Here is a 24,672-nt window from a genome sequence, read left to right as displayed (position 1 = left end):
CGTGGCGAGCGCGCGGTCGCGGCTGGTGGCCGAGGTGCGTGCGTCGCTGGCGGTCGCACGCGGGCAGGCTCGCACCGCGTCGGCTCTCGCCGAGTCCCGCCGGGCGGCGGCGCTGGAGCGGCTGCGGGCGGTCCAGGACGCGCACCTGGCCTGCGTGAACGGGCTGGGCGCGCAGCGGGAGCGGGCCAGGCGCGCGATCGAGGCGGACTTCGTCGAGTCGTCGCGGCGGTTGGCGGCGTCGTTGGCCGGTGTCACGCCGGACCACACGCAGGTCCGGCTCGGCACGGTGTCGGCGCCCGGCTGCGGGGCCGTCGTGCCGGCGCTGGTGCCGCTGCTCGACCACGGCCATCTGTGGTTCACCGGGCCTTCGTCCCTGGTGGACTCCGCGGTGCGGCTCGTGCTGCTGCGCGTGCTGTCGTCGACGGCGCCCGGCTCGGTGCGGCTGACGGTGTACGACCCGGAGCGGCTGGGCGGGACGTTGTCCGGTTTCGCGCCGTTGGGTGCGGCGTCGCTGGTGCGGTTCGTCGGCCCGGGCGGGCTGGCACCGGCGCTGGACGAGCTCGTCGAGGAGATCCAGCGGCTCAACGCGCTGGTCCTGGCGGCGGGACACACCTCGGTGGCCGCGCTGTCGCCCCGCCCCGCGCCCTGGTCCGTGGTGGTGCTGCTCGGTGACGCGGCGACGGCGGACGAGCTGACACCCGCGGCTTCGGCGCAGCTGGACCGGGTCGTGCGGCTGGGACCGCCGTGTGGCATCCACGTGGTCGGTCGCGGGCTGCCGTTGCCGTCGTCGCCGCAGGTCGTGCGGGTGTCCGTGTCGCCTGGCCGCGCCGTGACCGACGCGGTGGCGGGCCTGCCGATCACGGTGGACGCGACGCCGTCGGCGGACGAGATCGCCGCGGTGTGCCGCTCGGTGGCGGCCGCGGCGACCTCAGGCCCGCCCGCGGCGACGTTCGCCGAGCTGTTGCCGGCGTCGTATTGGACCTGTGGCGCGGCTTCGGAGGTGTCGGCCCCGGTCGGCACGGCGCTCGGTGGCTCCTCGCTGGTGTCGCTCGGGTTGGGCGACGACCCGCCGCACGCGCTCATCGGTGGCCCGTCGGGTTCGGGCAAGACCAACCTGGTGTACGCGTGGCTCGGCGCCCTGTGCGCCCGCTACTCCCCTGACGAGCTGGCGCTGTACCTGCTGGATTTCAAGGAAGGCGTGTCGTTCGCGCGCTTCGCGCCGAGTGCGCGGGACGCGAGCTGGCTGCCGCACGTACGGCTGGTCGGGGTGAACATCAACAACGACCGCGAGTTCGGGCTGGCCCTGCTCCGGCACCTGGGCGACGAGCTGCGGGTCCGGGCCGCCGCCGCCAAACGCTTCGACGCGACCAAGCTGGCGGAGCTGCGCGCCGAGGACCCGGGCTCGCGCTGGCCCCGGATCGTCGCGGTGATCGACGAGTTCCAGGTGCTGCTGACGGGCCGGGACGCGGTGACGACGGAAGCGGTGACGCTGCTGGAGGACCTGGCCCGGCGGGGCCGCTCCCAGGGCATCCACCTGGTGCTGGCGTCCCAGGACGTATCCGGCATCGAGGCGCTGTGGGGCCGGGCCGGCCTGGTCGCGCAGTTCACGCTGCGGGTGGCGCTGCCCAAGGCCCGCCGGATCCTGGCCGAGACCAACCTGGCCGCGGAGGGGATTCCCCGTTTCACGGCGGTGGTCAACGCCGACTCGGGGGTGACGTCGGCCAACCAGGTGGTGCGGGTCCCGGACGCGAGCGACCGCGCGATGTGGCGGACCCTCCAGCAGTCGTTGTGGTCGCGCCGCCCACCCTCCAGCCCGCCGCCCCGCCTGTTCGACGGCGACGCGGTGCCGTCGCTGCCGGCGTCGGGACCGTCGGCGGTGCTCGGGGAGACGATCGACGTGCTGGCCCGGCCCGCGGTGTTCCCACTGGTGCGGGCGCCGGGCCGCAACCTGGCCGTACTTGGCACCCGCGCCGCCGAGGCAACGGCCATCCTGACGGCGGCGGGGCTCTCGCTTTCGTCCGACTCTCCGTCGTTCAGCGTGGTGTGCCTGGACGACGGGGTCTCGCCGGCGGCGGCCACGTTGTGCGCCGCGCTGCCGGGCGGCCGTTTCTTCGATCGGTCCACGGTGGGCGAGCTGGTGGCTGAGCTTTCGGCGGCCCTCGATGCCCCGTCTCCGTTGTCGAGCCAGCACGTGGTGATCGGTTTCGCCTGGGACGCCCGCCCGCCGGGCATAGACCTGAAGCCGCTGCTGAGCCGAGGCGCGGAACAGGGAGTACACGTCATCGGCTGGTGGCGCACGGTAGCCCGCCTGCGCGACGACCTGGGCGGCCCGGGCTCACGAACAGACGCGATCGGCGGCTGGGTGGCACTGGACGTGCACGGCACGGACCTGGCGCCGCTGTCGCCCCAACCGGGCGGGCCGGCCTGGTATCCCCGTGAACGCCGAGCCCTCTTCTTCGACCGCAGCACGGACCGAGCACCCCAGGTGATCGTCCCGTACGAGATCCCACCGGACCGCCTGACCCCCATCCCGACGACACTGCCGTCCCAGAACCGCGGCACCCGAGTTGCCGCGCAGCCGGCCGACGCCGACAACGCAACCGGCGGCACCCGTTGAGCACCCCTCCAACACCTGCCCGGCTCGAACTCGCGATGCCGACCCCACGGACCCGGCCAACTCCGACAACGCCTTTCCGGCGCGGTCTGATGAGCACCCGCCGACCCACGCCATCAGCTGCGCGATGCGCGCTCGCGGCCCGCGATGTCCGCTCGGCTGGTCGTCGATGAGCGACTACCGCAACCTGATGACGGAGCTCGCCGCGACCGTTACGCGCCGGGCCGCGAACCTGGCGGTCGCCGAGCGCGCGTACCACGAGGGCATGGCCGCCGCGGCCGCCGAACTGCGTCGCGCCGAAGAGGAGGCGAAGGAGACGGACCGCCGCGCGGCCGCGGCGGCGTCCGCGGTCGTCGAGGTTGACCGCGAGGCCGAGCGCCTCTGGTCGGACCTCCAACGCACCCGAGTCTGGCCCGGCCAACGCCCAGGCGCCGCACCGGAACCGGCACCGGCAACGGCCCAGCCGCCGCTGGACATGGACGAAGACGCCAGCATCGCCATGCTCGCCCGGGTGGCCCACCGACTCCACGGCGGTCCACCCCGCATTGCCCTAGGTGACAACGGAAAACTCCCCGCCCTGGTGCCCCCTCTCCTCCCCTTCCTGGGCGCGGCCGCAACGGCGATCACCGCAACCCTGGCCAGCGCCCTTGCAGCGCTGGCGACCCTCGACCTCCCCATTGCCGGCGTCCTGCGCGCGGTGGCTTGGCTGGCCTACTTCGTCTCACCGTTCGCCGGCATTCCCATTGCCACTCGGTGGGCACGCCGCCGCTGGTCAGCCCGCCTCGACACCGGCGGCGTAGCCCTCATCGTCCTGGGCGGATTGACCGCCCTGAGCGCCTTGATCATCACCCTCGCCTGACCGTCGACCAGCCTGTCGATCGCCCGCCGAGCCAACAGCGCCGTCCACCGCGTCCCCAGTTCCCGACCGTCCCCCGGCCCACCAGCCAGCGGCGCCCCGGCCAGCCCAGCCCTGGCCAGCCCGACTTGCCCAGCGCGGGGTGACCGCCCGGGCTCGGGACCGACTTGCCTCTCGGAGCCACACCATCGCACATCCGGGACGAGCCGCTCAGGGCAGCGCGTTGGCTCTGCGGATCACCTCGACCAGGTCGTCGACGATCGCGGTAAGGGCGAAGTCCTTCGGTGTGTAGACGCGGGCGACACCGGCCGCACGCAGCTTCTCCGCGTCGGCGGGCGGGATGATCCCGCCGACGACAACCGGCAGGTCGGCCCGGTCCGCCGCGCGCAGCCCGTCGAGCACCGCTGGCACCGCGACCAGGTGGGAGCCCGACAGCACGCTCAGGCCGACCAGGTCGACGTCTTCCTCGACCGCCGCCGCGACGATCTCTTCGGGCGTCAGTCTGATGCCCTGGTAGATCACCTCGAAGCCGGCATCCCGTGCCCGCACCGCGATCTGCTCGGCGCCGTTGGAGTGGCCGTCGAGGCCGGGCTTGCCGACCAGGAGCCGCAACCGTCCACCGCCCAGGTCCGTTGCCGTGCGCAGCACACGCTCGCGTACCTCGACCAGCGAATGGTCCGCCCCGCCCACGCGTGCTGCCGAGAGGCCGGTCGGTGCCCGGTACTCGCCGAACACCTCCCGCAGCACTCCCGCCCACTCGCCCGTCGTCACACCGGCCCGCGCGCACGCGATGGTGGCCGGCATGAGGTTGGCGGTGCCGGCCGCGTCGCGCCGGAGCCCGGCCAGCGCCGCGGCCACCGGAGCCTGGTCCCGCGACTCCCGCCACTCGCGTACGGCCGCCGCTGCCCGGGCCTCGACCGCCGGGTCGACGAGCTCCACATGATCGGCGCCGGTCGTGGTGAGTGGCGACGGCTCCGTGTCGACGTAGCGGTTTACCCCGACCACCACCTCGTCGCCCGACTCGATCCGCCGGCGGCGCTCGGCCAGCGAGGTCACCAACTCGGCCTTGAGATAGCCCGAGTCGACCGCGGCGACCACTCCACCCAGGCGCTCGATCGCCTCGAGCTCGCGGCGCGCCCCCGCCACGATCGAGTCGACCAAGGCGGACACGACGGTCGAGCCGTCGAAGAGGTCGGGATAGTCGAGCAGGTCGGACTCGAGGGCCAACACCTGCTGCATGCGCAGCGACCACTGCTGGTCCCACGGGCGCGGCAGGCCCAGGGCCTCGTTCCAGGCCGGAAGCTGCACCGCCCGGGCCCGGGCCGACCGGGACAGCGTCACGCCGAGCATCTCCAGCACGATGCGCTGGACGTTGTTCTCCGGCTGGGCCTCCGTGAGACCGAGGGAGTTGACCTGCACGCCGTACCTCAGGCGCCGTTGTCTCGGGTCGTCGATCTGGTATCTGCTCGCGGTGATCTCGTCCCACAGCGCACCGAAGGCGCGCATCTTCGCCATCTCCTCGACGAACCGCACGCCGGAGTTGACGAAGAACGACATGCGCGCGACCACCTCGCCCATCCGCTCGGCGGGCACCTGCCCGGAGTCGCGCACGGCGTCGAGCACTGCCACCGCCGTCGCGAGCGCGAAGCCGACCTCCTGCACCGGCGTCGCGCCGGCCTCTTGCAGGTGGTAGGAGCAGACGTTGATCGGATTCCACCGCGGGACGTTGGCCACCGTCCAGGCGATCATGTCGGTGGTCAGCCGCAGCGACGGACCCGGCGGAAAGATGTGGGTGCCGCGGGACAGGTACTCCTTGACGATGTCGTTCTGCGTGGTGCCGGACAGGTCCGCTCCGGCCGCACCCTGCTCCTCGGCCGCGACGACGTAGAGGGCCAGCAGCCACATCGCGGTCGCGTTGATGGTCATCGACGTGTTGGCCTCGGCCAACGGAATGCCGTCGAAGAGGGCGCGCATGTCGCCGAGGTGCGAGATCGGGACCCCGACCCGGCCGACCTCGCCGGCGGCGAGCGGGTGGTCCGGGTCGTAGCCGGTCTGGGTCGGCAGGTCGAACGCCACCGACAGGCCCGTCTGGCCCTTGTCCAGGTTGCGGCGGAACAACGCGTTGCTCGCCGTCGCCGACGAGTGCCCGGCGTAGGTGCGCATGACCCACGGGCGGTCGCGCTCCGGCAGGCGGCCTTCCATGGCCGCAGTGTAAGGCGGCTTTTAACCACTTTTCGGGCGTTTGACCGGGGTGACGGCGCATGCGAACGAGTGTGGATGGCCTGCGGAGATCATTGTGAGTTATCCACAGGGCGGAAGTTATCCACAACTAGCTGACCCGGCGAGGCCATAAGCGAACGCGAAAGGCATCATGTCCGTCATGACGCAGGAGGAGCCCGCGATCGCGGTGAGTGGCCTACGCAAGGCCTACGGCGACAACGTCGCGGTGGCGGGCGTCGACCTGGAGGTTCGCCGGGGCGAGGTGTTCGCGCTCCTCGGCCCCAACGGCGCGGGCAAGACGACAACGGTCGAGATCCTCGAGGGCTACCGGCACCGCGACGGTGGCACCGTGAGCGTGCTGGGTTCCGACCCCGAGCACGCCGACCGGGCCTGGCGCGCGCGGGTCGGCATCGTCCTGCAGGGCACCGGCGAGTTCGACGACCTGACCGTCGGCGAGGTGGTGCGCCACTTCGCGCAGTTCTATCCGAGCCCTGACGACCCGATGACGGTGATCGCGCGGGTCGGCCTGGCCGAGAAAGCAAGGGCGCGCACCCACACCCTCTCGGGGGGCCAGAAGCGCCGGCTCGACGTGGCGTTGGGCATCATCGGGCGGCCGGAGCTGCTCTTCCTCGACGAGCCGACGACCGGCTTCGACCCGGAGGCCCGGCGCGAGTTCTGGGACCTCATCCGCGACCTCTCGGCGGCCGGCACGACGATCCTGCTGACCACCCACTACCTGGAAGAGGCCGAGGCGCTGGCCGATCGGCTGGCCGTGATCGCCGACGGCACGCTGGTCGCCGTCTCCACGCCGCAGTCGCTCGGTGACCGGCAGAACGCGGCGGCGACAGTGTCCTGGCGCACGGCCGAAGGCACCGTCGAGCGCAAGGAGACCTCCACCCCGACGGCCTTGATAGCCGAGATCGCCGCCGGCTACGGAGGCGAGATCCCCGGTCTGACCGTGACCCGGCCGACCCTCGAAGACGTCTACCTGACGATGATCGGACACCGATGACCACTGTGACGCAAACGCCGGCCGCGCCGGGTCCACTGGCGCTCGGCCTGCGGCAGGGTGGCCTCGAGGTCAAGCAGTTCACCCGCAGCCGCGAGGCCGTGGTCTTCACGATGGCCTTCCCGGCCATCATGATCGTCATCTTCGCGTCGATCTTCGACGGCGAGATCGGCGGCGGAGTCAACTTCACTCAATACTTCATCACCGGCATGATCGCGACCGGGCTCCTGTCGGTCGGCTTCCAGAGCCTCGCCATCCAGATCCCGGCGGAGCGCGACCGCGGCGTGCTCAAGCGCCTACGCGGCACCCCGATGCCGAAGTGGGTCTACTTCGCCGGCAAAGTGATCATGGTCCTGATCGTCGGTGTGGTGGAGACGGCGATCCTGCTCGCCGTCTCGGCGCTCTTCTTCGACCTGGAGCTACCGAGCTCGGGCGCCCGCTGGCTCACCTTCCTGTGGGTGGCGCTGCTGGGCATCTCGGCCTGCACACTGCTCGGCATCGCGTTCTCGTCGGTGGCCCGCACCGCCCGCAGCGCGCCCGCCGTAGTCACCCCGGTCGCCCTGATCCTGCAGTTCATCTCGGGCGTCTTCTTCGTCTTCACGAGCCTCCCGACCTGGATGCAACAGGTCGCCGCGATCTTCCCGCTGAAATGGATGTGCCAGGGCCTACGCTCGGTCTTCCTACCGGACTCCTTCGCCACCCAGGAGCCCGGCGGCACCTGGGAGCTAGGCAAGGTCGCCCTGGTCCTGGGCCTCTGGTGCGCGATCGGCCTGGTCCTCTGCATCACGACGTTCCGCTGGACAACGAAGCGCGACGGCTAGCCCCTGCTCGACCTGGGAACCCGACAAGATCCAGGCGGCGCCCGCCACGAAGGATGCCGCCGGGGATGTCGCCGCGCGGCAAGATCCACGCGTCGCCTGCCACGAAGGATGCCGCCGGGGATGTCGCCGCGCGGCAAGATCTACGCGGCGCCTGCCGCGAAGGATGCCGCCGGGGATGCCGCCGCGCGGCGGCACGGGCCATCCCACGGCGGCCGCAGGGCTAGCCGGCGCCACGCCACACCTCCGCACGGTCCAGCCTGCCCAAAGTGCCGCCAGACACGTCACCGCGCCGCAGCACTGGCCATCCCTGGCCCGCCAGACGTCGCCACTGCGGCAGAGGCCTTCCCTGGTCACGGCGACCGCAGGCATAGCCCGACAGTCAGGACAGACCCTCGCACGGCCTGGACAGCGCCAACCCGCGCAGAGCGCCGCCAGAGACGTCGCCACGCGGCGGCATTTGGCCATCCCAGGCCACGGCGACCTGTAGGGCTAGCCCAGCGGGCAGACCAGGCCTTCGCCACGGTCCAGACCGCGCGTCAGGGGCGTGGACCAGGTCCAGAGAGGCCGCCGCCGCCTCGGCATGCGGCCTGACGACCCAAACCCTGGCAGAGCGCCGCGCTGCCGGCGATAACCGCGAAGGACTTCGCGCCTCGGACGGCGATCGCTGCTCGCTCACAGGCCCAGGCCGGCCGGGAGCAGCCCGACTCAGGCCGCGACCGGTCCCAGGCGGCTACGTCGTCAGGAGGCCTGGCCGACCCAAGTCGATCTCGTGGCGCGAAAGGCGTGGCTGCCCGAAGACCCACCCGAAACGGCCGTCTAAACCCATCCAGGATCGTCAGTTCTGCCTGGTTGCGCCCCCGCCTGGCACCCAGAGCACATCACCGCCGGGATTGGCTGTTCTTGACAGGATGAACAGCAAGTCCGAGAGCCGGTTGAGATACTTTGCCGGGAGCGTGCTGGTTCGGTCGGGATCCTCCGCGATCAGCGACCAAGCGGCACGTTCCGCGCGGCGAGCGACCGTGCGCGCCACGTGCAGCAGCGCGGCTCCCGCAGTGCCGCCCGGGAGGACGAAGGAGTCGAGCTTGGACAGCCTGTCGTTGAACTCGTCGCACCAGCCCTCCAACCGCTCCACGTACTCCTCGGTCACCCTCAGCGGCGGGTACGCCGGTTCCGGCTCCACAGGGGTCGCCAGGTCGGCGCCCACGTCGAACAGGTCGTTCTGGATCTTCGCCAGCACCTCCCGCACCTCCGCGGTGAGGTCGCCCAGCGCGAGCGCCACGCCGAGCGCCGCGTTGCATTCGTCGACGTCGGCGTACGCGGTGATCCGCGGGTGGGTCTTCGCCACCTGCTCGTTGTTGACCAGTCGGGTCGAGCCGGTGTCGCCGGCCTTCGTGTAGATGCGGGTGAGGTGGACGGCCATGACGAACAGCCTACGGACGCCCTCGCGGAACGACCTCGAGGCCGGCACACCGACAGTCACTCCTACGATGGCCGACGTGGATCTGATCCAGGTCGAGGGCGGCGCGCGGCTGGCCGGCGAGGTCGCCGTGGTCGGCGCGAAGAACTCAGCGCTCAAGCTGATGGCGGCGACACTGCTGGCGCCGGGGCGCAGCGTGCTCACCAACGTGCCGCGCATCACCGATATCGCGATCATGGCCGAGGTGCTCCGCAGGCTCGGCTGCCAGGTCGAGATCACGGCGGACGAGGTGCCGGCGGGACGCCAGGGGCCGGCGCCGTCCGTGGTGGTCACCATCGACGTGCCGGACGAACCGGGCACGGAGGCCGACTACGACCTCGTCCGCCGCCTCCGGGCCTCCATCGCCGTCCTGGGGCCGCTGCTGGCCCGCCGGGGCTACGTGCGGGTGGCCCATCCCGGCGGCGACGCGATCGGCTCCCGCGGCCTGGACATGCACGTCGCCGGCCTGGCCCGGATGGGCGCGGAGATCTCCGGCGAGCACGGCTTCGTGATCGCGTCGGCGCCCCAGGGCCTGCAAGGTGCCACGATCTGGCTCGACTTCCCCAGCGTCGGCGCCACCGAGAACCTGGTCATGGCCGCCGTCCTGGCCAAGGGCAGCACGGAGATCGACAACGCGGCGCGCGAGCCCGAGATCGTCGACATCTGCGAGATGTTGATCGCGATGGGCGCGCGCATCGAAGGCGTCGGCAGCTCGACGCTGCGGATCGAGGGCGTCGAGGCCCTGACCCCGGTGCGCCACGCGACCGTCGGCGACCGCATCGTGGCCGGCACGTGGGCCTTCGGCGCCGCAATGACCCGCGGCGACGTGCTGGTGACGGGCGTCGACCCGGCGTTCCTGGACATCGCGCTCGACAAGCTCGTCGCCGCCGGCGGCGTGGTGGAGACCCACGAAGCATCATTCCGGGTACGCATGGACGAACGCCCCAAAGCCGTCGACATCGTCACGTTGCCCTTCCCGGGCTTCGCGACCGACCTGCTCCCGATGGCCATCGGCCTGGCCTCCGTCAGCGACGGCGCCTCGCTGGTCACCGAGAACATCTTCGACGGCCGCTTCATGTTCATCAACGAAATGGCCCGCTTGGGCGCGGACATCAAAACCGACGGCCACCACGCGGTCGTACGCGGCCGCGAACGCCTGTCCAGCGCCCCCGTCCGAGCGACAGACATCCGCGCGGGCGCGGGCCTGGTCATCGCCGCCCTGTGCTCGGACGGCATCACCGAGGTCTCCCACGTCCACCACATCGACCGGGGCTACCCCGACTTCGTAGGCGACCTGGCCGCCCTAGGAGTCGAAGTCCACCGAGAAGCGGCCCCAGAAGACCCCCAGTTCTCCTTCTGACCACAAACCCAATGAGCAACACCGACGCTAGCGGGCGCGGGCAGCGGGACGCGGTCTGCACGTGGGGCACGAGGTGCATGCCAGCCGGGACGGCTCGGCCCTCTTGCAAGGCGCGGCGAGCGACGCGCCCGCGTGCCGGCCAGGCGCGATGGGAAGACCAGCCAAGGGACTGTGGCCCACTGAGCCGGCGCTGAAGGCACCCAAGGCCGAACTAGGTCAAGGCGGGGGGTGTTGTAAGTGGGCACCGACGATAGAGGTCGCGCTCTTTGCGGCCTGTCGGTGACCACAACACCCTCCCCCGCCCAAGACCGCAACCAAGACGGGCCAAGACGAAAGACAAGGCGGCGCCCGATCGTGGGACGCGAGATCAATCAGCACTGGCGTCCCGAGCCACCAACCGCCGAGCCCGAGCCGCATTCTCACGAAAAACCAAGATCCGCGTCCGCCCGTCAGACCCAGGCGCCACGGTCGACCGGATCCCGTTGGCGCTCAGGCGGCGGCGCAGCTCACCGGCGTCGGCCTCGCTGTCGGTCAAGGCGACCGTGACCAGCAGACCGAAGTCGGGACCCTCGTTCGTCGGTTTCCCACCCATCCCCGGCCCCCCGCCGCTCAGCCCCGCGCCGAATGCGCTGGTCGTGGGGCTGGAGACCAGGCGCCAACTGGCATGGCCACAGTCTGACAGTCGGGAACCGGGCGCGGCGTGGAGTCGGTCACAGCCGTCGACTGACCGATCGTTCACCCGGGCGACTAAGTTGCTTGGCAGGTGCACCACGTAGAGGAACGGAGAGTGCGGCATGGCGGGTCGGCTGGCGGTCATCGGGGCCGGGCTTATGGGTTCTGGCATCGCCCAGGTGGCGGCGCAGGCCGGGTGGGAGGTGACGCTGCGGGATCTGGACGACGCGGCCACCGGGCGCGGGGTCGCCAACATCCGGAAGTCGCTGGAGCGGTTCGCGGCCAAGGGGACGATCAGCGGCGACGACGTGGAGCCCACGCTCCAAAGGATCACCACCACGACCGACCTCGAGGCGGCCAAGGACGCCGACATCGTGGTCGAGGCCGTGTTCGAACGGCTCGAGATCAAGCAGGACGTGTTCCGCGAGCTCGACAAGATCTGCAAGGCCGACGCCGTCCTGGCGACCAACACCTCCGCCATCCCGGTCACCCAGATCGCCGCGGCCACGCAACGGCCGGAGAGCGTCGTGGGTACGCACTTCTTCTCCCCCGTACCCATGATGAAGCTCTGTGAGCTCGTCCGTGGGTTCAAGACGAGCGACGCGACGCTGGACGCGGCCAAGTCCTTCGCCGAGGAGATCGGCAAGACCGTGGTGGTCGTCAACCGCGACGTCGCCGGGTTCGTCACCACCCGGCTCATCGCCGCGCTGGCGGTGGAGGCGATCAAGCTCGTCGAGTCCGGCGTGGTGTCCGCCGAGGACCTCGACACCGCCTGCAAGCTGGGCTTCGGGCACGCGATGGGTCCGCTGGCCACCGTCGACCTGACCGGCGTCGACGTGATGCTGCACGCGGCCAAGAACATCTACACGGACACCGCGGACGAGAAGTTCTTCCCGCCGGAGCTGCTCCAGCGGATGGTGATCGCGGGTGACCTGGGCCGGAAGACCGGCAAGGGCTTCTACGAGTACGAGAGCTAGGCGGCCGGCGGCCAGTCCGGCACGGACAGGCGGGGGCTCTGGTAGTCCGGAGGCCCCGCCTCGATCCAGGAGGAGAAGCCGGTCACCGTCGCGAGGGCCATCGCTATCTCGACGGGAGCCTGGTGGCCCACACAGCGGAGGATGATCCAGTCGGCGGGCATGATCAGCCGTTCCTGGCCCTCCGGGAGGCGGCGGCTCTCGACGGTCAGCCCGCGCCGGGACAGCACGCGTTTGGGGCGCAGGGCGATGCTGAAGAGCCGGTACCACCGCATCTCGTCACCGACGAACCGGGCGAAGCCCGGCGACCAGCCTCGGCCGACGAGCATCGTCGAGACGCGCAGGTCACAGCGGATCGTGCCGCCGGCGCGGGCGTAACCGGCGCGCCGGACGAAGAACAGGACGATCGTGACCAGGAACAGCAGGAGGCCGATGACGATCCACTCGATGATCTGCATCGGCCGGCTCCGTCAGCGAGCCGCTGATTCGGCTGGCGTCGCGCTCTCCGCGAGAACCGTGACGCCGTTCTCGGTGACCGAGAGGAAGCCGCCGGCTACGTCGTAGGCGAGAGTCTGGCCGCCGTCGAGCTTGATGCGGATCTGACTCGGCTCGGCCAGCTGGCCCAGGAGCGGCGCATGGCCCGGCAGCACACCCAGCTCGCCCTCGGTGGTGCGGGCGACGAGCATCTCGGCCTCGCCTGTCCACACCTTCTCTTCGACGGACACGAGCTCGACATGGAGCTGATTTGCCACTATGGCTCCTCTTCGACGCCGGACCGGGGCGAGGGGATCGCCCGGTGTCGCGGTGGAATTGGACTGAAGTCTAATCGGCCCAGCCGCCCTCTACGGAGCTGGGGTGCCTCCTGTGTCAGGAGGCACCCCAGCCGAGAGGTCTGTCACTTGTCGCGGTTGACCAGCTCCGGATGCGAGGCGATGAAGGCGTCCGTCGTCTCGTTGCGGATGGAGGCGAAGAAGTCCTTCGCCACCGGCTGGAGGGCCTCGCCGGCGTATTTACCGTTCTCGTTGACCCCGCCGCCGGGCAGCTTGATCATCGTGATCGAGTCCTGCCGCATGCCCTTGAGGGCGAAGCCGAAGTCGGCGACCTTGTGACCGCGGCCGCTGAACACCAGCGACTCACCGGCGGCCCGGAGCACCTTGTCGAGCTTGGGCAGGTCGGTCATCACGTTCTTGCTCAGCACCTGCTGGGCCATCGCCTTGACGAACTGCTGCTGGTGCCGCTGCCGGCCGTAGTCGCCGCCGTCGACCGTGTAGCGCTGCCGCACGTAGTCGAGCGCCTGCCAACCCTTGAACTTGTGCGTGCCCTTGGTGTAGCGGGCCTGCGGACCGTAGTACGGGTGCGCGCAGCTGTTGCAGTCGCGCCTCGGGCGGGCCTTGCCGTTGGGCTGCAGGTGCTCGGAGAGCACCTCGGCCTCGTCGACGTACATGGTGACGCCGCCCATCGCGTCGACGATCTTCTTGAAGCCGGCGAAGTTGACGATGGCGCCCGCGTCGAAGCGCTTGATCCCCGTGTAGTTGGCGATCGTGTTGGACAGGAGTTCGAAGCCCTTGGCCCGGTCGGGGGTGCCGCCGCCCTCGACCCGTGCCCCGTGGGACATCGCCGCGTTGAGCTTTTCGCGACCGCCGCGGTAGCCGGACTTGGGGAACGGCGGGATGTCGACCAACGTGTCGCGCGGGAGGGAGAACAGGTAGCCGCGGTCGAGGCCCGCGGGGATGTGCATGATCATGACCGAGTCGGCCAGGGGCAACGTCGTCGCGTTGCGGGGGTCGATGCCGACCAGCAGGATGTTGAGCGGGCCCTTGATGTCGCTCTTGGCCTCGACCTTGGCACCGTCGCCGAAGAGGTCCTCCTGCACGACCGCGCCCTCGTAGCGGGCCAGCAGTGCCTCCGAGGTGACCAGCAGACCGCCGCTGGCGACCATCAGGATGGCACCGAGGACGGTGCACCACCGAGCCCAGCGCGGGATGCCGGAGCGCTTGCGCGATTTGCCGGAACCAGCGCCAGGGCCGGCGGGTGCGCCGAAGTCCGGCGGGGCGGCGCCGGGTGTGGCCTTGCCGGTCGCACCGCGCCCGGTCGAGCGGCCCGATGAACCGCTGCCCGACCTTCTCGCCATCAGAACTCCTTGTCGTCGATCCCCCGAGTGCCGCATTCCGATAAGGAGACGTGTGCAGGGGGGTCCGCCGTTGCGCCCGAGAGCCTATATCTCATCGCTGGATAGGTCCGCCCCGGTCCGCCGCCATGCGAAAACGGGCCAAAACGTTTACAGAGCGGCAACATCACGGTGGCAAAACGCAACGATCCAGGCACCCACCGGGGTGCCTGGATCGCTGTCAGTCAGGACGCTCAGTCCTTCATCAGCTCCGCGGCCTTGCGCTCGAGGTCCTCGAGCCCGCCGCACATGAAGAAGGCCTGCTCGGGGAAGTGGTCGTACTCGCCCTCGGAGATCTTCTTGAACGCCTCGATGGTCTCCTTGATCGGAACCGTCGAGCCGGGCACGCCGGTGAACTGCTCCGCGGCGTAGGTGTTCTGCGAGAGGAACCGCTCGATCCGGCGGGCCCGCTGCACCGTCACCTTGTCGTCCTCGGAGAGCTCCTCCATGCCGAGGATGGCGATGATGTCCTGCAGGTCCTTGTAGCGCTGCAGGATCCGCTTGACCTCGGACGCGACGTTGTAGTGCTCCTGGCCCACGAACTGCGGCGCGAGCAGCGTCGACGAGGACGCCAGCGGGTCCACCGCCGGGTAGATGCCCTTGTCGGAGATCGACCGCTCCAGGTTGGTGGTGGCGTCGAGGTGGGCGAACGTGGTGGCCGGCGCCGGGTCGGTGTAGTCGTCGGCGGGCACGTAGATCGCCTGCATCGAGGTGATCGCCTGACCACGGACCGAGGTGATCCGCTCCTGCAGCTGGCCCATCTCGTCGGCCAGGGTGGGCTGGTAACCCACCGCGGACGGCATGCGGCCGAGCAGCGTGGAGACCTCGGAACCGGCCTGGGTGAAGCGGAAGATGTTGTCGATGAAGAGCAGCACCTCCTGCTTCTGCACGTCGCGGAAGTACTCCGCCATCGTCAGCGCGGACAGCGCGACCCGCAGACGGGTGCCCGGCGGCTCGTCCATCTGGCCGAAGACCAGCGCGGTCTGCGGCAGGACGTTGGACTCGGTCATCTCCGTGATGAGGTCGTTGCCCTCACGGGTGCGCTCGCCGACGCCGGCGAACACCGAGGTGCCGCCGAAGTTGCGGGCGACGCGGGTGATCATCTCCTGGATGAGCACCGTCTTGCCCACACCCGCACCACCGAACAGACCGATCTTGCCACCCTTTACATAAGGCGTGAGCAGGTCGATGACCTTGATGCCGGTCTCCAGCATCTCCGTCTTCGGCTCGAGGTCGGCGAACTTCGGGGGCTGACGGTGGATCGGCCACCGCTCGGTCACCTCGAACTTCTCGCCCTCCTTGAGGTTGAGCACCTCGCCGATGGCGTTGAAGACGTGGCCCTTGGTGATGTCACCGACCGGCACGGTGATGCCCGAGCCGGTGTCCTTGACCTCGGCACCCCGGACCAGACCGTCGGTGGGCTGCATGGAGATCGCGCGCACCATGTTGTCGCCGAGGTGCTGCGCGACCTCGAGGGTCAGCGTCTTGTCGCCCCCGGCCAGCTTCACCTCGACGTGCAGGGCGTTGTAGATCTCGGGCATCGCGTCGCGCGGGAACTCCGCGTCGACGACCGGGCCGATGACCCGGACGACACGGCCGGTGGCCGTGGTGGTCTCAGCTTCAACAGTCGCAGTCATCAGGCTTCACTTCCCGCCGCGGCCAGCGCGTTCGCGCCGCCGACAATTTCACTGATCTCCTGGGTGATCCCCGCCTGGCGCGCCGAGTTCATCTGGCGCGTGTAGGTCTGGATCATGTCTTCCGCGTTGTCGGTCGCGCTCTTCATCGCCCGCCTCCGCGCCGCCGACTCGCTCGCCGCCGAGTCCAGCAGGGCGGCGTAGATGCGGGTGTTGACGTAACGCGGCAGCAGCGCGTCGAGCAGCGCCTCCGCCTCGGGCTCGAACTCGTACGCCGGCAGCAGCCCTTCGGACTTGGGCCGCTCCTCGACCTCCATCGGGCCGATGATCCGGCTCACCGGCGCCTGGGTCAGCAGGGACTTGAACTGCGTGTAGACGATGTGCAGCTCGTCGACCCCGGTGACCGAGTCGGCGCCCGGGCCGTCATCGGTGTCGTCCGCGCCGTGGGTGAACGCCTCGATCAGCGTGTCACCCACGGTCTTCGCGTCCTCGAACGTCGGCTGCTCCGAGAAACCGGTCCAGCTCGCCTCGACCGGCCGCTGCCGGAACTTGTAGTACCCGACGCCCTTGCGCCCGATGACGTACAGCACCGGCTCCTTGCCGTCTTCCCGCAGCCGCGAGATGAGCGACTCGGCTGTCCGGATCGCGTTGGTGCTGTAACCGCCGGCCAGGCCCCGGTCGCTGGTGATCAGCAGCACCCCGGCCCGACGCACCTGCGGGCGCGGCGTCAGCAACGGGTGGTCGATGCTGGCGTTGGACGCCAGCGCCGACAGCACACCCGTGATCGCCTGGGCGTACGGCAGCGAAGCCGCCACCCGCGCCTGCGCCTTGGCGATGCGGCTCGTCGCGACGAGCTCCATCGCCTTGGTGATCTTCTTCATGCCCTTCGCAGAGCGGATGCGCTGCCGAAGGACGCGTACCTGGGCCGCCATGCGGTGCCTACGCCTTCTCTGCCGGCTGGTCGGTGTAGCGGGTCACCGACTCGCTCTCGAGCTCACCCTCGGTGGGCTCGGCCGGTACCTCGTTGACCGTGGTCGTCTCGCCCCGGGCCAGGAAGTTGGCCTTGAAGTCCTTGATGGACTTGTCCAGCGCACCCGAGATGTCGTCGTCCCACTGGCCGGAATCGATCGCCGCCAGCGTCGCCTTGTCGTGCCGGCGCACGTGCTCGAGGAACTCGGCCTCGAACCGCCGCACGTCACCGACCGCGATGTCGTCGAGCTTGCCCTCGACACCCGCCCAGATCACGACCGCCTCCTCGGCGACCGGGACCGGCGAGTAGTTGGGCTGCTTGAGCAGCTCGACCAGGCGGGCACCGCGCTCCAGCTGCGAGCGGGAGGCCCGGTCCAGGTCCGACGCGAACGCGGCGAACGCCTCGAGCTCGCGGTACTGCGCGAGGTTGAGCCGCAGCGAGCCGGCGACCTTACGCATCGGCTTGACCTGCGCGGCACCACCGACGCGGGACACCGAGGTGCCGACGTTGATGGCCGGCCGCACGCCCTGGTTGAACAGGTCGGGCTCGACGAAGATCTGGCCGTCGGTGATCGAGATGACGTTGGTCGGGATGAAGGCCGAGATGTCGTTGGCCTTCGTCTCGATGATCGGCAGACCGGTCATCGAGCCCGCGCCCAGCTCGTCGGAGAGCTTCGCGCAGCGCTCCAGCAGGCGGGAGTGCAGGTAGAAGACGTCACCGGGGTACGCCTCGCGGCCCGGGGGGCGACGCAGCAGCAGCGACACGGCACGGTACGCCTCGGCCTGCTTGCTCAGGTCGTCGAAGACGATGAGCACGTGCTTGCCGGCGTACATCCAGTGCTGGCCGATCGACGAACCCGTGTAGGGCGCGATGTACTTGAAGCCGGCCGGGTCCGACGCGGGCGAGGCGACGATGGTGGTGTATTCCATCGCGCCGGCCTCGTCGAGGATGCCCTTGATCGACGCCACGGTCGAAGCCTTCTGGCCGATAGCGACGTAGATGCAGCGAACCTGCTTCTTCGGGTCGCCGGACTCCCAGTTGGCCTTCTGGTTGAGGATCGTGTCGAGCGCGATCGTGGTCTTGCCGGTCTTGCGGTCACCGATGATCAGCTGACGCTGGCCACGGCCGATCGGCGTCATGGCGTCGATCGCCTTGATGCCGGTCTGCATCGGCTCGGAGACCGACTGGCGGGAGACCACGTTGGGCGCCTGGAGCTCGAGCTCACGGAACCCTTCGTTCTCGATCTCGCCGAGCCCGTCGATCGGGTTGCCGAGCGCGTCGACGACGCGGCCGAGGAACTGGTCCCCGACCGGCACGGACAGGACGCGGCCGGTGCGCTTGACGCGCTGGCCCTCGTCGATGCCGGTGTAGTCGCCCAGGACGACGACACCGATCTCGCGGGCATCGAGGTTCAGCGCCACGCCGAGCGTGCCGTCCTCGAACTCCAGCAGTTCGTTGGCCATGGTCGAGGGCAGGCCCTCGACGTGTGCGATGCCGTCACCGGCGTCGGCGACGGTGCCGACCTCCTCGCGGGAGACTTCGGCGCTGTAGGAGGAGACGTAGCGCTCAAGGGCGCCGCGGATTTCCTCCGACGAGATGGTCAGCTCGGCCATCCTCTGCTTCCTCTATTCAGGCCCGGGAGTTACCGGTGCGATGTCAGGGTCTAAGCGGGGCGGGATCAGCGCTGGGAGAGCGCCTTGCGGGTGTCGTTGAGCCGGCGCAGCACCGTGCCGTCGTAGAGGTCGGAGCCGACGAGCACACTCATGCCGCCCAGCACCTGCGGATCGACCGTCTGCTTGACGCTGACGTCTCGACCGTACAGTTGCGACAGCTTTGTGCCCAGTCGGCGCTCCTCGTCATCGGACAGAGGTGCGGCAACGGTGACATAAGCGACTTGGCGATCGCGGCGATCCGCGGACATTTCCACCATGCGACTCAAAGCCGCCTGGAAAGACCGTCCACCGAAGCCGCCGAGCGCCACTTCGACCAGTCGCAGGGTGACCGGCTTGGCCTTGCCGTCGAGCAGGGCCTTGACGAGCTCGGCGCGCTGCGCGGGCGGCGCGACGACGTCCGACAGGGCACCGGAGAGCTCCGGCGAGCCGTCGACGACCTGCCCGAAGCGGAACAGCTCGTCCTCGACGTCGCTGAGGTCGTCGGCGCGGTCGGCGCTGGCCAGCAGCGCCTCGACGCCCAACCGCTCGGTCGCGTCGAGCAACTCGCTCGCGGCCGACCAGCCGCCGGAGGCCAGGGTGCTGGCCAGCTCGAGCGCTTCGTCGCCGACCTTGCCGGCGAGCAGGGAGCGGATCAGCTCCGCCCGGTCCTGCCCGGAACGGCCCGGGTCAGACAGCGCCCGCCGCAGCCGCGGCTGCCGCCGCAGCACGTCGGCCACGGACAGCAGCTCGTCACCGGTCGTCGCGATGTCGGCGGCGGGCGCCGACATCGCATACGAGTCCAGCCGATCCGCGGCGGCGCGGAAGGACTCCCGGCTGACGCCCTGCATCAACGACTCCCGGTCGACTCGAGCTCGGACAGGAATCGGTCGACGGTCCCGCGCTGGCGCGCCTCGTCGGCGAGGGACTCACCGACGATCCGGCCAGCCAGGTCGACGGCCAGCGTGCCCACCTCGGCCCGCAGCTCGCGAACGATCTGCTGACGCTCGGCGTTGAGCTGCTCGCGCCCGGCGGCGATGATGCGGTCGGACTCCTCGCGAGCCCGTGCCTGGATCTCCTGACGGATCTCCTCGGCGTCGGCACGCGCGTCGTCGCGGATCTTCGCGGCGTCGGTGCGCGCCTCGGCCAGCTGGGCCTTGTACTGCTCGAGCAGCTTGTTGGCCTCGGACTGGGCCTCTTCGGCCCGCTTGAGGCCGCCCTCGATCGCGTCGACTCGCGCCCGGAAGGTCTCCTCCATGCGCGGGAAGACGAACTTCATCAGCACGAAGCAGAGCACCGCGAACGCGACGCCACCGACCACGATCTCCTGCCAGAGCGGCAGGATCGGGCTGTGCTCGACTGCTGCGCTTAGGTTCATGGAAACCTCCTGGGGTTCAGCCGGGTCAGGCGGGTCAGCCGGCCCAGATGAAGCCGAACGCGATGCCGAACAGCGCGAGCGCCTCGACCACGGCGAAGCCGATCCAGACGAACGGCAGGGTCATGCGGGACGACTCGGGCTGGCGGGCGGTCGACTGGATGTAGGACGCGAAGATCAGCCCGACGCCGATGCCCGGGCCGATGGCGGCGAGGCCATAACCGATAGCGGCGACGCTGCCCTCAACTGCGGCGATGTCCATTGCTGAGGTTCCTCCTGGTTATCACGCGTGACGTTCACGCGGGACGGACAACTGTTGGTGCGGGGGTTGGACCACTTTCCCGAGGGGCCGGGATCAGTGCTCCTCCGAGACCGCGCCCTGGATGTAGCTCGCGGTCAACACGGTGAAGACGTAGGCCTGCAGGAAGATCACCAGCAGCTCGAGCAGCGTCAGCGCGATGGTCATCAACCAGGACAGCACCGAGATCGGTGCCAGGGCGGTGTTCGCCTGAAGCATGGCGAACCCACCGAGGGTGAAGACGAGCAGCAGCATGTGCCCGGCGAACATGTTGGCGAACAACCGGACCGCGAGCGAGAACGGCCGCACCAGGAAGGTCGAGAAGAACTCGATCGGGATCAGGATCGGCAGAACGAACCACGGTGCCGGCGGGATGAGCGAGTTGCGCATGTACTTGCGGAACCCGAACTTCTTGATGCCGACGTAGTTGAAGAGCACGTAGCTGATCAGCGCCAGGAACGCCGGGAACGCGATGTGCGAGTTCGGCGAGATCTGGGCGATCGGGACGATGCTCCACAGGTTGTTGAAGACGATGAAGAGCAGCAGCGTCGCGAGATAAGGAGCGAACCGCACACCGCGGGCGCCCAGCATCTCGACCGCGATGTTGTTGCGCACGAAGCCGTACGTCGACTCGGCGATCCACTGCGCCTTGCCCGGAACCAGCTTGGGCTTCCGGTAGGCCAGCGTGAAGAAGATGATGATGATCGCGGTGCTGACCCACACCAACGCCGTGATCTTGGTGAACCACAGCGAGTCGAGCCCGCCCCACGGCACGATCGAGGGCAGGTAGAAGTCGCCTACCTCAGGTGGAAACGGAACGTCGCTCTGGAGAGCGACCGCCTGTCCGATCACCGCGTCCCTTCCCTCATGAACTTCCGGGCCCCGGTGGTGGGGCCCCGATCCGCTTGATGACCAGGTAGATCCCGCCAGCGCATCCGATCACCACGCCAATGCCGGTGATCACGCCGCCGGTATGCACCGAACGGTCAATCAGCCAGCCGATGAAACCCCACACCAACATCCCACCGATGAGGTAGGACAGCGCCGTCCAGCCGAGGTCGGCCCCCGTCGGCGTTGCGTCGGGGTCCTTGTCGGAGTGTTGCGAGGGTGGGTCACCGGCCATGACGCGGGAACCGTATCAGCCGGTAGAGGGAGGCGAAGACTCGACCCCCGCACACTCAGGCTGCGCGGGGGGAATGGGATGATGGTTCTGCCTCTGCGCTCACGCTACTCCTCCGACCCGCCAAGTGGGGTCACCCAAGGGTCGCGTTAACGGCGAAATCTTGGTGCGTGCACGGTCACGATCCACCAGATCTGGGTCGCTGTCCACGCCAACACGCCGGCCACGATGCCCGCGGAGAGCGGCTTGATGCCGGCCCACTCGGTTGTCGCGACGACCAGCAGGATGCCGCCGAGCAGGCTCAGCTTGGCCACGTAGACACCCATGCCGAACGGCATGACCAGCTTGGTGTCGAGTTTGTCCGCCCACGCGATGGCCAACGTCGAGGCGAGGAAGCTGGCCGTCGCCAGCAACACGCCGAGCGGGGCGGCGTAGGCGCCGACACCGCCCGCGAGCAGGCCGCCCAGCACGGCCGCGCCGATCGTCATCACGGCGGCGGCGATAAGGATGGGCGGCAGATGGCGCAGCCGCCAGTTGCGGTCCGCGTCGGGTGCGGTCGCGTCAGGGGTCTGGGCAGAGGTCGTCGACATCGCGTCGGAGTCTACGTGCGTCCCGCCAGGTGTCCGAAAGGCGTGGTCGATTCGGATACAGCTGGACAATTTCGGCGGGTCCGGAAAACTCGCGGCGAACTCTGGGTGACGATCCGGATACCGAGCGGGCGCCCGCCGCGACCCGCATAGTGAGAAGGGTGAAAGCCCTAGTCACCGGAGCGACAGGCTACATCGGCGGCCGGCTCGTTCCCCGCCTGCTGGACGCCGGTCACGAGGTCCGTTGCCTCAGCCGTTCGCCGGAGAAGCTGCGCGACGTGCCCTGGGCCGGCGGGGTCGAGGTGGCCAAGGGCGACCTGGGCGACCCTGGGTCCCTGCCGGCGGCCTTCGGAGGCGTCGACGTCGCCTACTACCTGGTCCACTCGCTCGGCCGGCCCGACTTCGAGAAGCTCGACCGGGCCAACGCGCAAGCCTTCGCCCAGGCCGCGCGGGACGCGGGTGTCCGGCGGATCGTCTACCTCGGCGGTCCCGAGCCGCCCCCCGGCGGCACGAGCTCGGCCCACCTGCGGTCCCGCGCCGAGGTCGCCCAGATCCTGCTGGACAGCGGCACACCGACCGCGGTGCTGCGCGCACCCGTCATCCTCGGCTCGGGCTCGGCGTCCTTCGAGATGCTCCGGTACCTCACCGAGCGGCTGCCGGCCATGGTCACGCCGCGCTGGGTGCGCAACCGGATCCAGCCGATCGCCGTCCGAGACGTGCTGCGCTACCTGATCGGCGCCGCGGCCTTGCCGGCCGACGTCAACCGGGGCTTCGACATCGCCGGCCCGGACGTGCTGACCTTCGCCGAGATGATGCAGCGGTACGCCGCGGTGGCCGGGCTGCCCCGCCGGATCATCGTGCCGGTCCGGCCGTTGACTCCGGGGCTCTCCTCGCACTGGGTCGGCCTCGTGACCCCGGTGCCCAACGCGATCGCCCGGCCGCTGGTCGAGAGCCTGATCCACGAGGCGGTGGCGCACGAGCACGACATCGCCGAGTACGTGCCGGACCCGCCGGAAGGGCTGACGGGCTTCGACCAGGCCGTCGAGCTCGCGCTGACCAAGGTGCGCGACTTCGACGTCGAGACCCGCTGGTCGGGCGCCGGCTCACCGGCCGACCCGCTGCCCACCGACCCGCGGTGGTCTGGCGGCAGCGTCTACACCGACGTGCGCGAGCGCGAGGTCGCCGCCGACCCGGCCATGCTGTGGCGGGTGATCGAGGGTGTCGGCGGCGACAACGGCTGGTATTCGTTCCCACTGGCCTGGGAGGTCCGCGGCTGGTTGGACCGACTGGTGGGAGGCGTCGGGCTGCGGCGCGGCCGGCGTGACCCGAACCGGCTCCACGTCGGCGACGCGCTCGACTTCTGGCGCGTCGAGGAGATCGTGCCGGGTGAGCTGCTCCGGCTGCGCGCCGAGATGAAGCTGCCCGGCCGGGCCTGGTTGGAGCTGCGGGCCGAGCCGGACGCGCCGAGTGGTGGGTCCCGCTACCGGCAGCGCGCGGTGTTCCTGCCGCGCGGGCTGGCCGGGCACGCGTACTGGAGGGCGGTCTCGCCGTTCCACGCGATGATCTTCGGCGGGATGGCCCGCAACATCGCTCGGGGCGCGGAGAACCCTAGCGACCCAGGATCTCCCGTACCTGCGCCGCCGAGACCGGACCTTCACGGAGCACCCGCGGACCGTCCGGACCGGTGAGCGTCACGAGCGTCGAGGCGAGGGTGTGCCGGATCGAGCCGTGGTCGACGACCACCGGCACCTCCTGACCGGTCGACCATTCGAGCTCGGCCAGCACGTCGGCGTCGACCGGGCGGGACTCGGCGCCGGAGGGGTTGAGGCTCGTGGCGGTGACCGGCACGCCGGCGGCGGCGATCACCTGCAGCGTGGCCGGGTGGTCCGGCACCCGGATGCCGACCGTGCCCTCGTGGGTCACCAGCCGGTCAGGGAGCTCGCTGGTCTGCTCGACCACCACCGTCAGCGGGCCGGGCGTGAAGGCGCCGATCACCTTGCGGGCGTCGGGCGTGAGCACCGCGAAGTGGGCCGCCATCTCGAGCGACGCGCAGGCGATGTGCATCGGGTGGGCGAGGTCGCGCTGCTTGGCCCGGAACACCTGGAGCACGGCCGACTCGATCGTCGCGGCGGCGGCCAGCATGTAGCCGGTCTCGGTGGGCAGCACGGCGAGGCCGCCACCGGTGAGCACGGCCGCGACGTCCTCGGCGTCGGAGAGCCGCAGCAGCCCGGACGCCGAGCCCGGCGCCAGCCAACGGGCGTTGACCATGTGAGTCCCCTCAGGACGGAATGAGCAGGCGAGCGAGCGGGACGATGGTCTCCTCGATCTCGTCGGCCACCCGGCTGAACGTCTGGTCGCCGCGCCCCCACGGGTCGTCGAGGTCGTCGGCGGGCAGTGCGGCGGCGCCCCGGCGGGCGGCGTCGACCGCCTCGACCAGCGCCACGCCGCGCGCGTACACGCCGTCGGGGGTCAGCCCGCCGTCCGGCAGCGCCGCGGGGTCGACCGCGGGCAGCAGGCGGCCGAACTCGCCGAGCACGAACGTGCGCCCGGCGGCGTCTGCGCGCAGGGCGACCACGTACTCCTGCTGGTCCGCGGTCGCGGTCAGCACCAGGTCGGCCGCGTCGATGTGCTCGGAGAGCAGCTTGCGGGCGGCGAAGCCGGTCGGGTCGCCGCCGCGGGCGCGCACCTGGCGGGCCGCCGGCGGGTTCATCTCCTCGCCGTCGTGCCAGCCGCCGGTGCCGGCGCTGTGGCTGAGCACCAACCCGTCCGCGCCGGGGCTCGCCGGCACCCGCGCCAGCCGCTGCTGGACGGCGAGCGCGAGCAGGCGCTCGGCCATCGGCGACCGGCAGATGTTGCCCATGCAGACGTGCAGGACGGTGAACGGCGGCAC

General features: G+C 70.2%; 22 protein-coding genes and 1 pseudogene. 7 read left to right on the top strand and 16 right to left on the bottom strand.

The window, feature by feature from the left end; genetic code table 11:
* The first annotated feature begins 1 nt into the window (after position 1).
* Both AB0J88_RS05555 and AB0J88_RS05550 read left to right on the top strand, forming a co-directional pair.
* Positions 2-2,617, top strand: a complete 2,616-nt coding sequence (locus tag AB0J88_RS05555; protein ID WP_364352754.1) for an FtsK/SpoIIIE domain-containing protein — start codon at positions 2-4, stop codon at positions 2,615-2,617.
* 166 nt (positions 2,618-2,783) lie between these two features.
* Positions 2,784-3,473 carry a hypothetical protein gene (locus AB0J88_RS05550; protein ID WP_364352751.1) on the top strand — a complete coding sequence of 230 codons (690 nt, stop codon included), beginning with the start codon at positions 2,784-2,786 and terminating at the stop codon, positions 3,471-3,473.
* A 207-nt stretch (positions 3,474-3,680) separates the two neighbouring features.
* Here the strand turns inward: AB0J88_RS05550 and AB0J88_RS05545 are convergent.
* A pseudogene (locus tag AB0J88_RS05545) lies at positions 3,681-5,675 on the bottom strand (protein meaA); the annotation flags it as partial.
* Positions 5,676-5,850: 175 nt separating this feature from the next.
* On the opposite strand from AB0J88_RS05545, the gene AB0J88_RS05540 reads away from it, so the two are divergent.
* Positions 5,851-6,702 carry an ABC transporter ATP-binding protein gene (locus tag AB0J88_RS05540; protein ID WP_364352748.1) on the top strand — a complete coding sequence of 284 codons (852 nt, stop codon included), beginning with the start codon at positions 5,851-5,853 and terminating at the stop codon, positions 6,700-6,702.
* Positions 6,699-7,520 carry an ABC transporter permease gene (locus AB0J88_RS05535; RefSeq protein WP_364352745.1) on the top strand — a complete coding sequence of 274 codons (822 nt, stop codon included), beginning with the start codon at positions 6,699-6,701 and terminating at the stop codon, positions 7,518-7,520. Before AB0J88_RS05540 ends, AB0J88_RS05535 begins: the two co-directional genes overlap by 4 nt.
* 835 nt (positions 7,521-8,355) lie before the next feature.
* Here the strand turns inward: AB0J88_RS05535 and AB0J88_RS05530 are convergent.
* Positions 8,356-8,940 (bottom strand): cob(I)yrinic acid a,c-diamide adenosyltransferase, encoded by a 585-nt coding sequence (locus AB0J88_RS05530; protein ID WP_364352742.1) that lies wholly within the window; start codon positions 8,938-8,940, stop codon positions 8,356-8,358.
* Between the two features lie 67 nt (positions 8,941-9,007).
* Between AB0J88_RS05530 and murA the strand changes: the two genes are divergently transcribed.
* The gene (murA, locus tag AB0J88_RS05525; RefSeq protein ID WP_364353006.1) at positions 9,008-10,336 is read left to right on the top strand and encodes a UDP-N-acetylglucosamine 1-carboxyvinyltransferase; all 1,329 of its coding nucleotides are present in this window, start codon (positions 9,008-9,010) and stop codon (positions 10,334-10,336) included.
* Positions 10,337-11,130: 794 nt separating this feature from the next.
* Positions 11,131-11,985: a 3-hydroxyacyl-CoA dehydrogenase family protein gene (locus AB0J88_RS05520; protein ID WP_364352739.1), complete on the top strand. Its 855-nt coding sequence runs from the start codon at positions 11,131-11,133 to the stop codon at positions 11,983-11,985.
* On the opposite strand, the gene AB0J88_RS05515 is transcribed toward AB0J88_RS05520, so the two are convergent.
* From AB0J88_RS05515 to AB0J88_RS05460, 12 genes are all read right to left on the bottom strand, one after another.
* On the bottom strand, positions 11,982-12,440 hold the full coding sequence (locus tag AB0J88_RS05515; protein WP_364352736.1) for a DUF2550 domain-containing protein: 459 nt from the start codon (positions 12,438-12,440) through the stop codon (positions 11,982-11,984). The two genes, AB0J88_RS05520 and AB0J88_RS05515, sit on opposite strands and share 4 nt — an antisense overlap.
* 12 nt (positions 12,441-12,452) lie before the next feature.
* Entirely contained in the window at positions 12,453-12,734 is a 282-nt protein-coding gene (locus tag AB0J88_RS05510) for a F0F1 ATP synthase subunit epsilon (protein WP_364352733.1), read from the bottom strand.
* A 143-nt stretch (positions 12,735-12,877) separates the two neighbouring features.
* The gene (locus tag AB0J88_RS05505) at positions 12,878-14,113 is read right to left on the bottom strand and encodes an LCP family protein (protein WP_364352730.1); all 1,236 of its coding nucleotides are present in this window, start codon (positions 14,111-14,113) and stop codon (positions 12,878-12,880) included.
* Between the two features lie 230 nt (positions 14,114-14,343).
* A complete protein-coding gene (atpD, locus tag AB0J88_RS05500) occupies positions 14,344-15,786 on the bottom strand; it encodes a F0F1 ATP synthase subunit beta (RefSeq protein ID WP_364352727.1) in 1,443 nt (480 codons plus the stop codon).
* On the bottom strand, positions 15,786-16,715 hold the full coding sequence (locus AB0J88_RS05495; protein WP_364352724.1) for a F0F1 ATP synthase subunit gamma: 930 nt from the start codon (positions 16,713-16,715) through the stop codon (positions 15,786-15,788). The genes atpD and AB0J88_RS05495 overlap by 1 nt, the downstream gene beginning before the upstream one ends.
* Positions 16,716-16,722: 7 nt before the next feature.
* Entirely contained in the window at positions 16,723-18,366 is a 1,644-nt protein-coding gene (gene atpA, locus AB0J88_RS05490) for a F0F1 ATP synthase subunit alpha (protein WP_364352721.1), read from the bottom strand.
* Positions 18,367-18,431: 65 nt separating this feature from the next.
* Positions 18,432-19,253, bottom strand: a complete 822-nt coding sequence (locus AB0J88_RS05485) for a F0F1 ATP synthase subunit delta (RefSeq protein ID WP_364352718.1) — start codon at positions 19,251-19,253, stop codon at positions 18,432-18,434.
* Positions 19,253-19,780, bottom strand: a complete 528-nt coding sequence (locus AB0J88_RS05480; RefSeq protein ID WP_364352715.1) for a F0F1 ATP synthase subunit B — start codon at positions 19,778-19,780, stop codon at positions 19,253-19,255. Before AB0J88_RS05480 ends, AB0J88_RS05485 begins: the two co-directional genes overlap by 1 nt.
* Positions 19,781-19,814: 34 nt before the next feature.
* Positions 19,815-20,039 (bottom strand): ATP synthase F0 subunit C, encoded by a 225-nt coding sequence (locus AB0J88_RS05475; RefSeq protein WP_089246440.1) that lies wholly within the window; start codon positions 20,037-20,039, stop codon positions 19,815-19,817.
* 93 nt (positions 20,040-20,132) lie between these two features.
* On the bottom strand, positions 20,133-20,927 hold the full coding sequence (gene atpB / locus AB0J88_RS05470; RefSeq protein ID WP_364352712.1) for a F0F1 ATP synthase subunit A: 795 nt from the start codon (positions 20,925-20,927) through the stop codon (positions 20,133-20,135).
* A gap of 13 nt (positions 20,928-20,940) precedes the next feature.
* Positions 20,941-21,198: an AtpZ/AtpI family protein gene (locus tag AB0J88_RS05465; RefSeq protein ID WP_089246444.1), complete on the bottom strand. Its 258-nt coding sequence runs from the start codon at positions 21,196-21,198 to the stop codon at positions 20,941-20,943.
* A 146-nt stretch (positions 21,199-21,344) separates the two neighbouring features.
* Positions 21,345-21,785 carry a hypothetical protein gene (locus AB0J88_RS05460; RefSeq protein WP_364352709.1) on the bottom strand — a complete coding sequence of 147 codons (441 nt, stop codon included), beginning with the start codon at positions 21,783-21,785 and terminating at the stop codon, positions 21,345-21,347.
* Between the two features lie 158 nt (positions 21,786-21,943).
* Between AB0J88_RS05460 and AB0J88_RS05455 the strand changes: the two genes are divergently transcribed.
* Positions 21,944-23,470: an SDR family oxidoreductase gene (locus tag AB0J88_RS05455; RefSeq protein WP_364352706.1), complete on the top strand. Its 1,527-nt coding sequence runs from the start codon at positions 21,944-21,946 to the stop codon at positions 23,468-23,470.
* Here AB0J88_RS05455 and AB0J88_RS05450 read toward each other — a convergent pair.
* A complete protein-coding gene (locus AB0J88_RS05450; RefSeq protein WP_364352703.1) occupies positions 23,391-24,050 on the bottom strand; it encodes an L-threonylcarbamoyladenylate synthase in 660 nt (219 codons plus the stop codon). The genes AB0J88_RS05455 and AB0J88_RS05450 overlap by 80 nt on opposite strands.
* A gap of 10 nt (positions 24,051-24,060) precedes the next feature.
* The gene (locus AB0J88_RS05445; protein ID WP_364352700.1) at positions 24,061-24,672 is read right to left on the bottom strand and encodes a phosphotyrosine protein phosphatase; all 612 of its coding nucleotides are present in this window, start codon (positions 24,670-24,672) and stop codon (positions 24,061-24,063) included.

It is taken from the genome of Asanoa sp. NPDC049475, assembly GCF_040676915.1.
In the GTDB taxonomy this organism is placed as follows: domain Bacteria; phylum Actinomycetota; class Actinomycetes; order Mycobacteriales; family Micromonosporaceae; genus Asanoa.
Note: the sequence above shows the minus strand (reverse complement) of the source record. Positions and strands in the feature narration are given on the sequence as shown.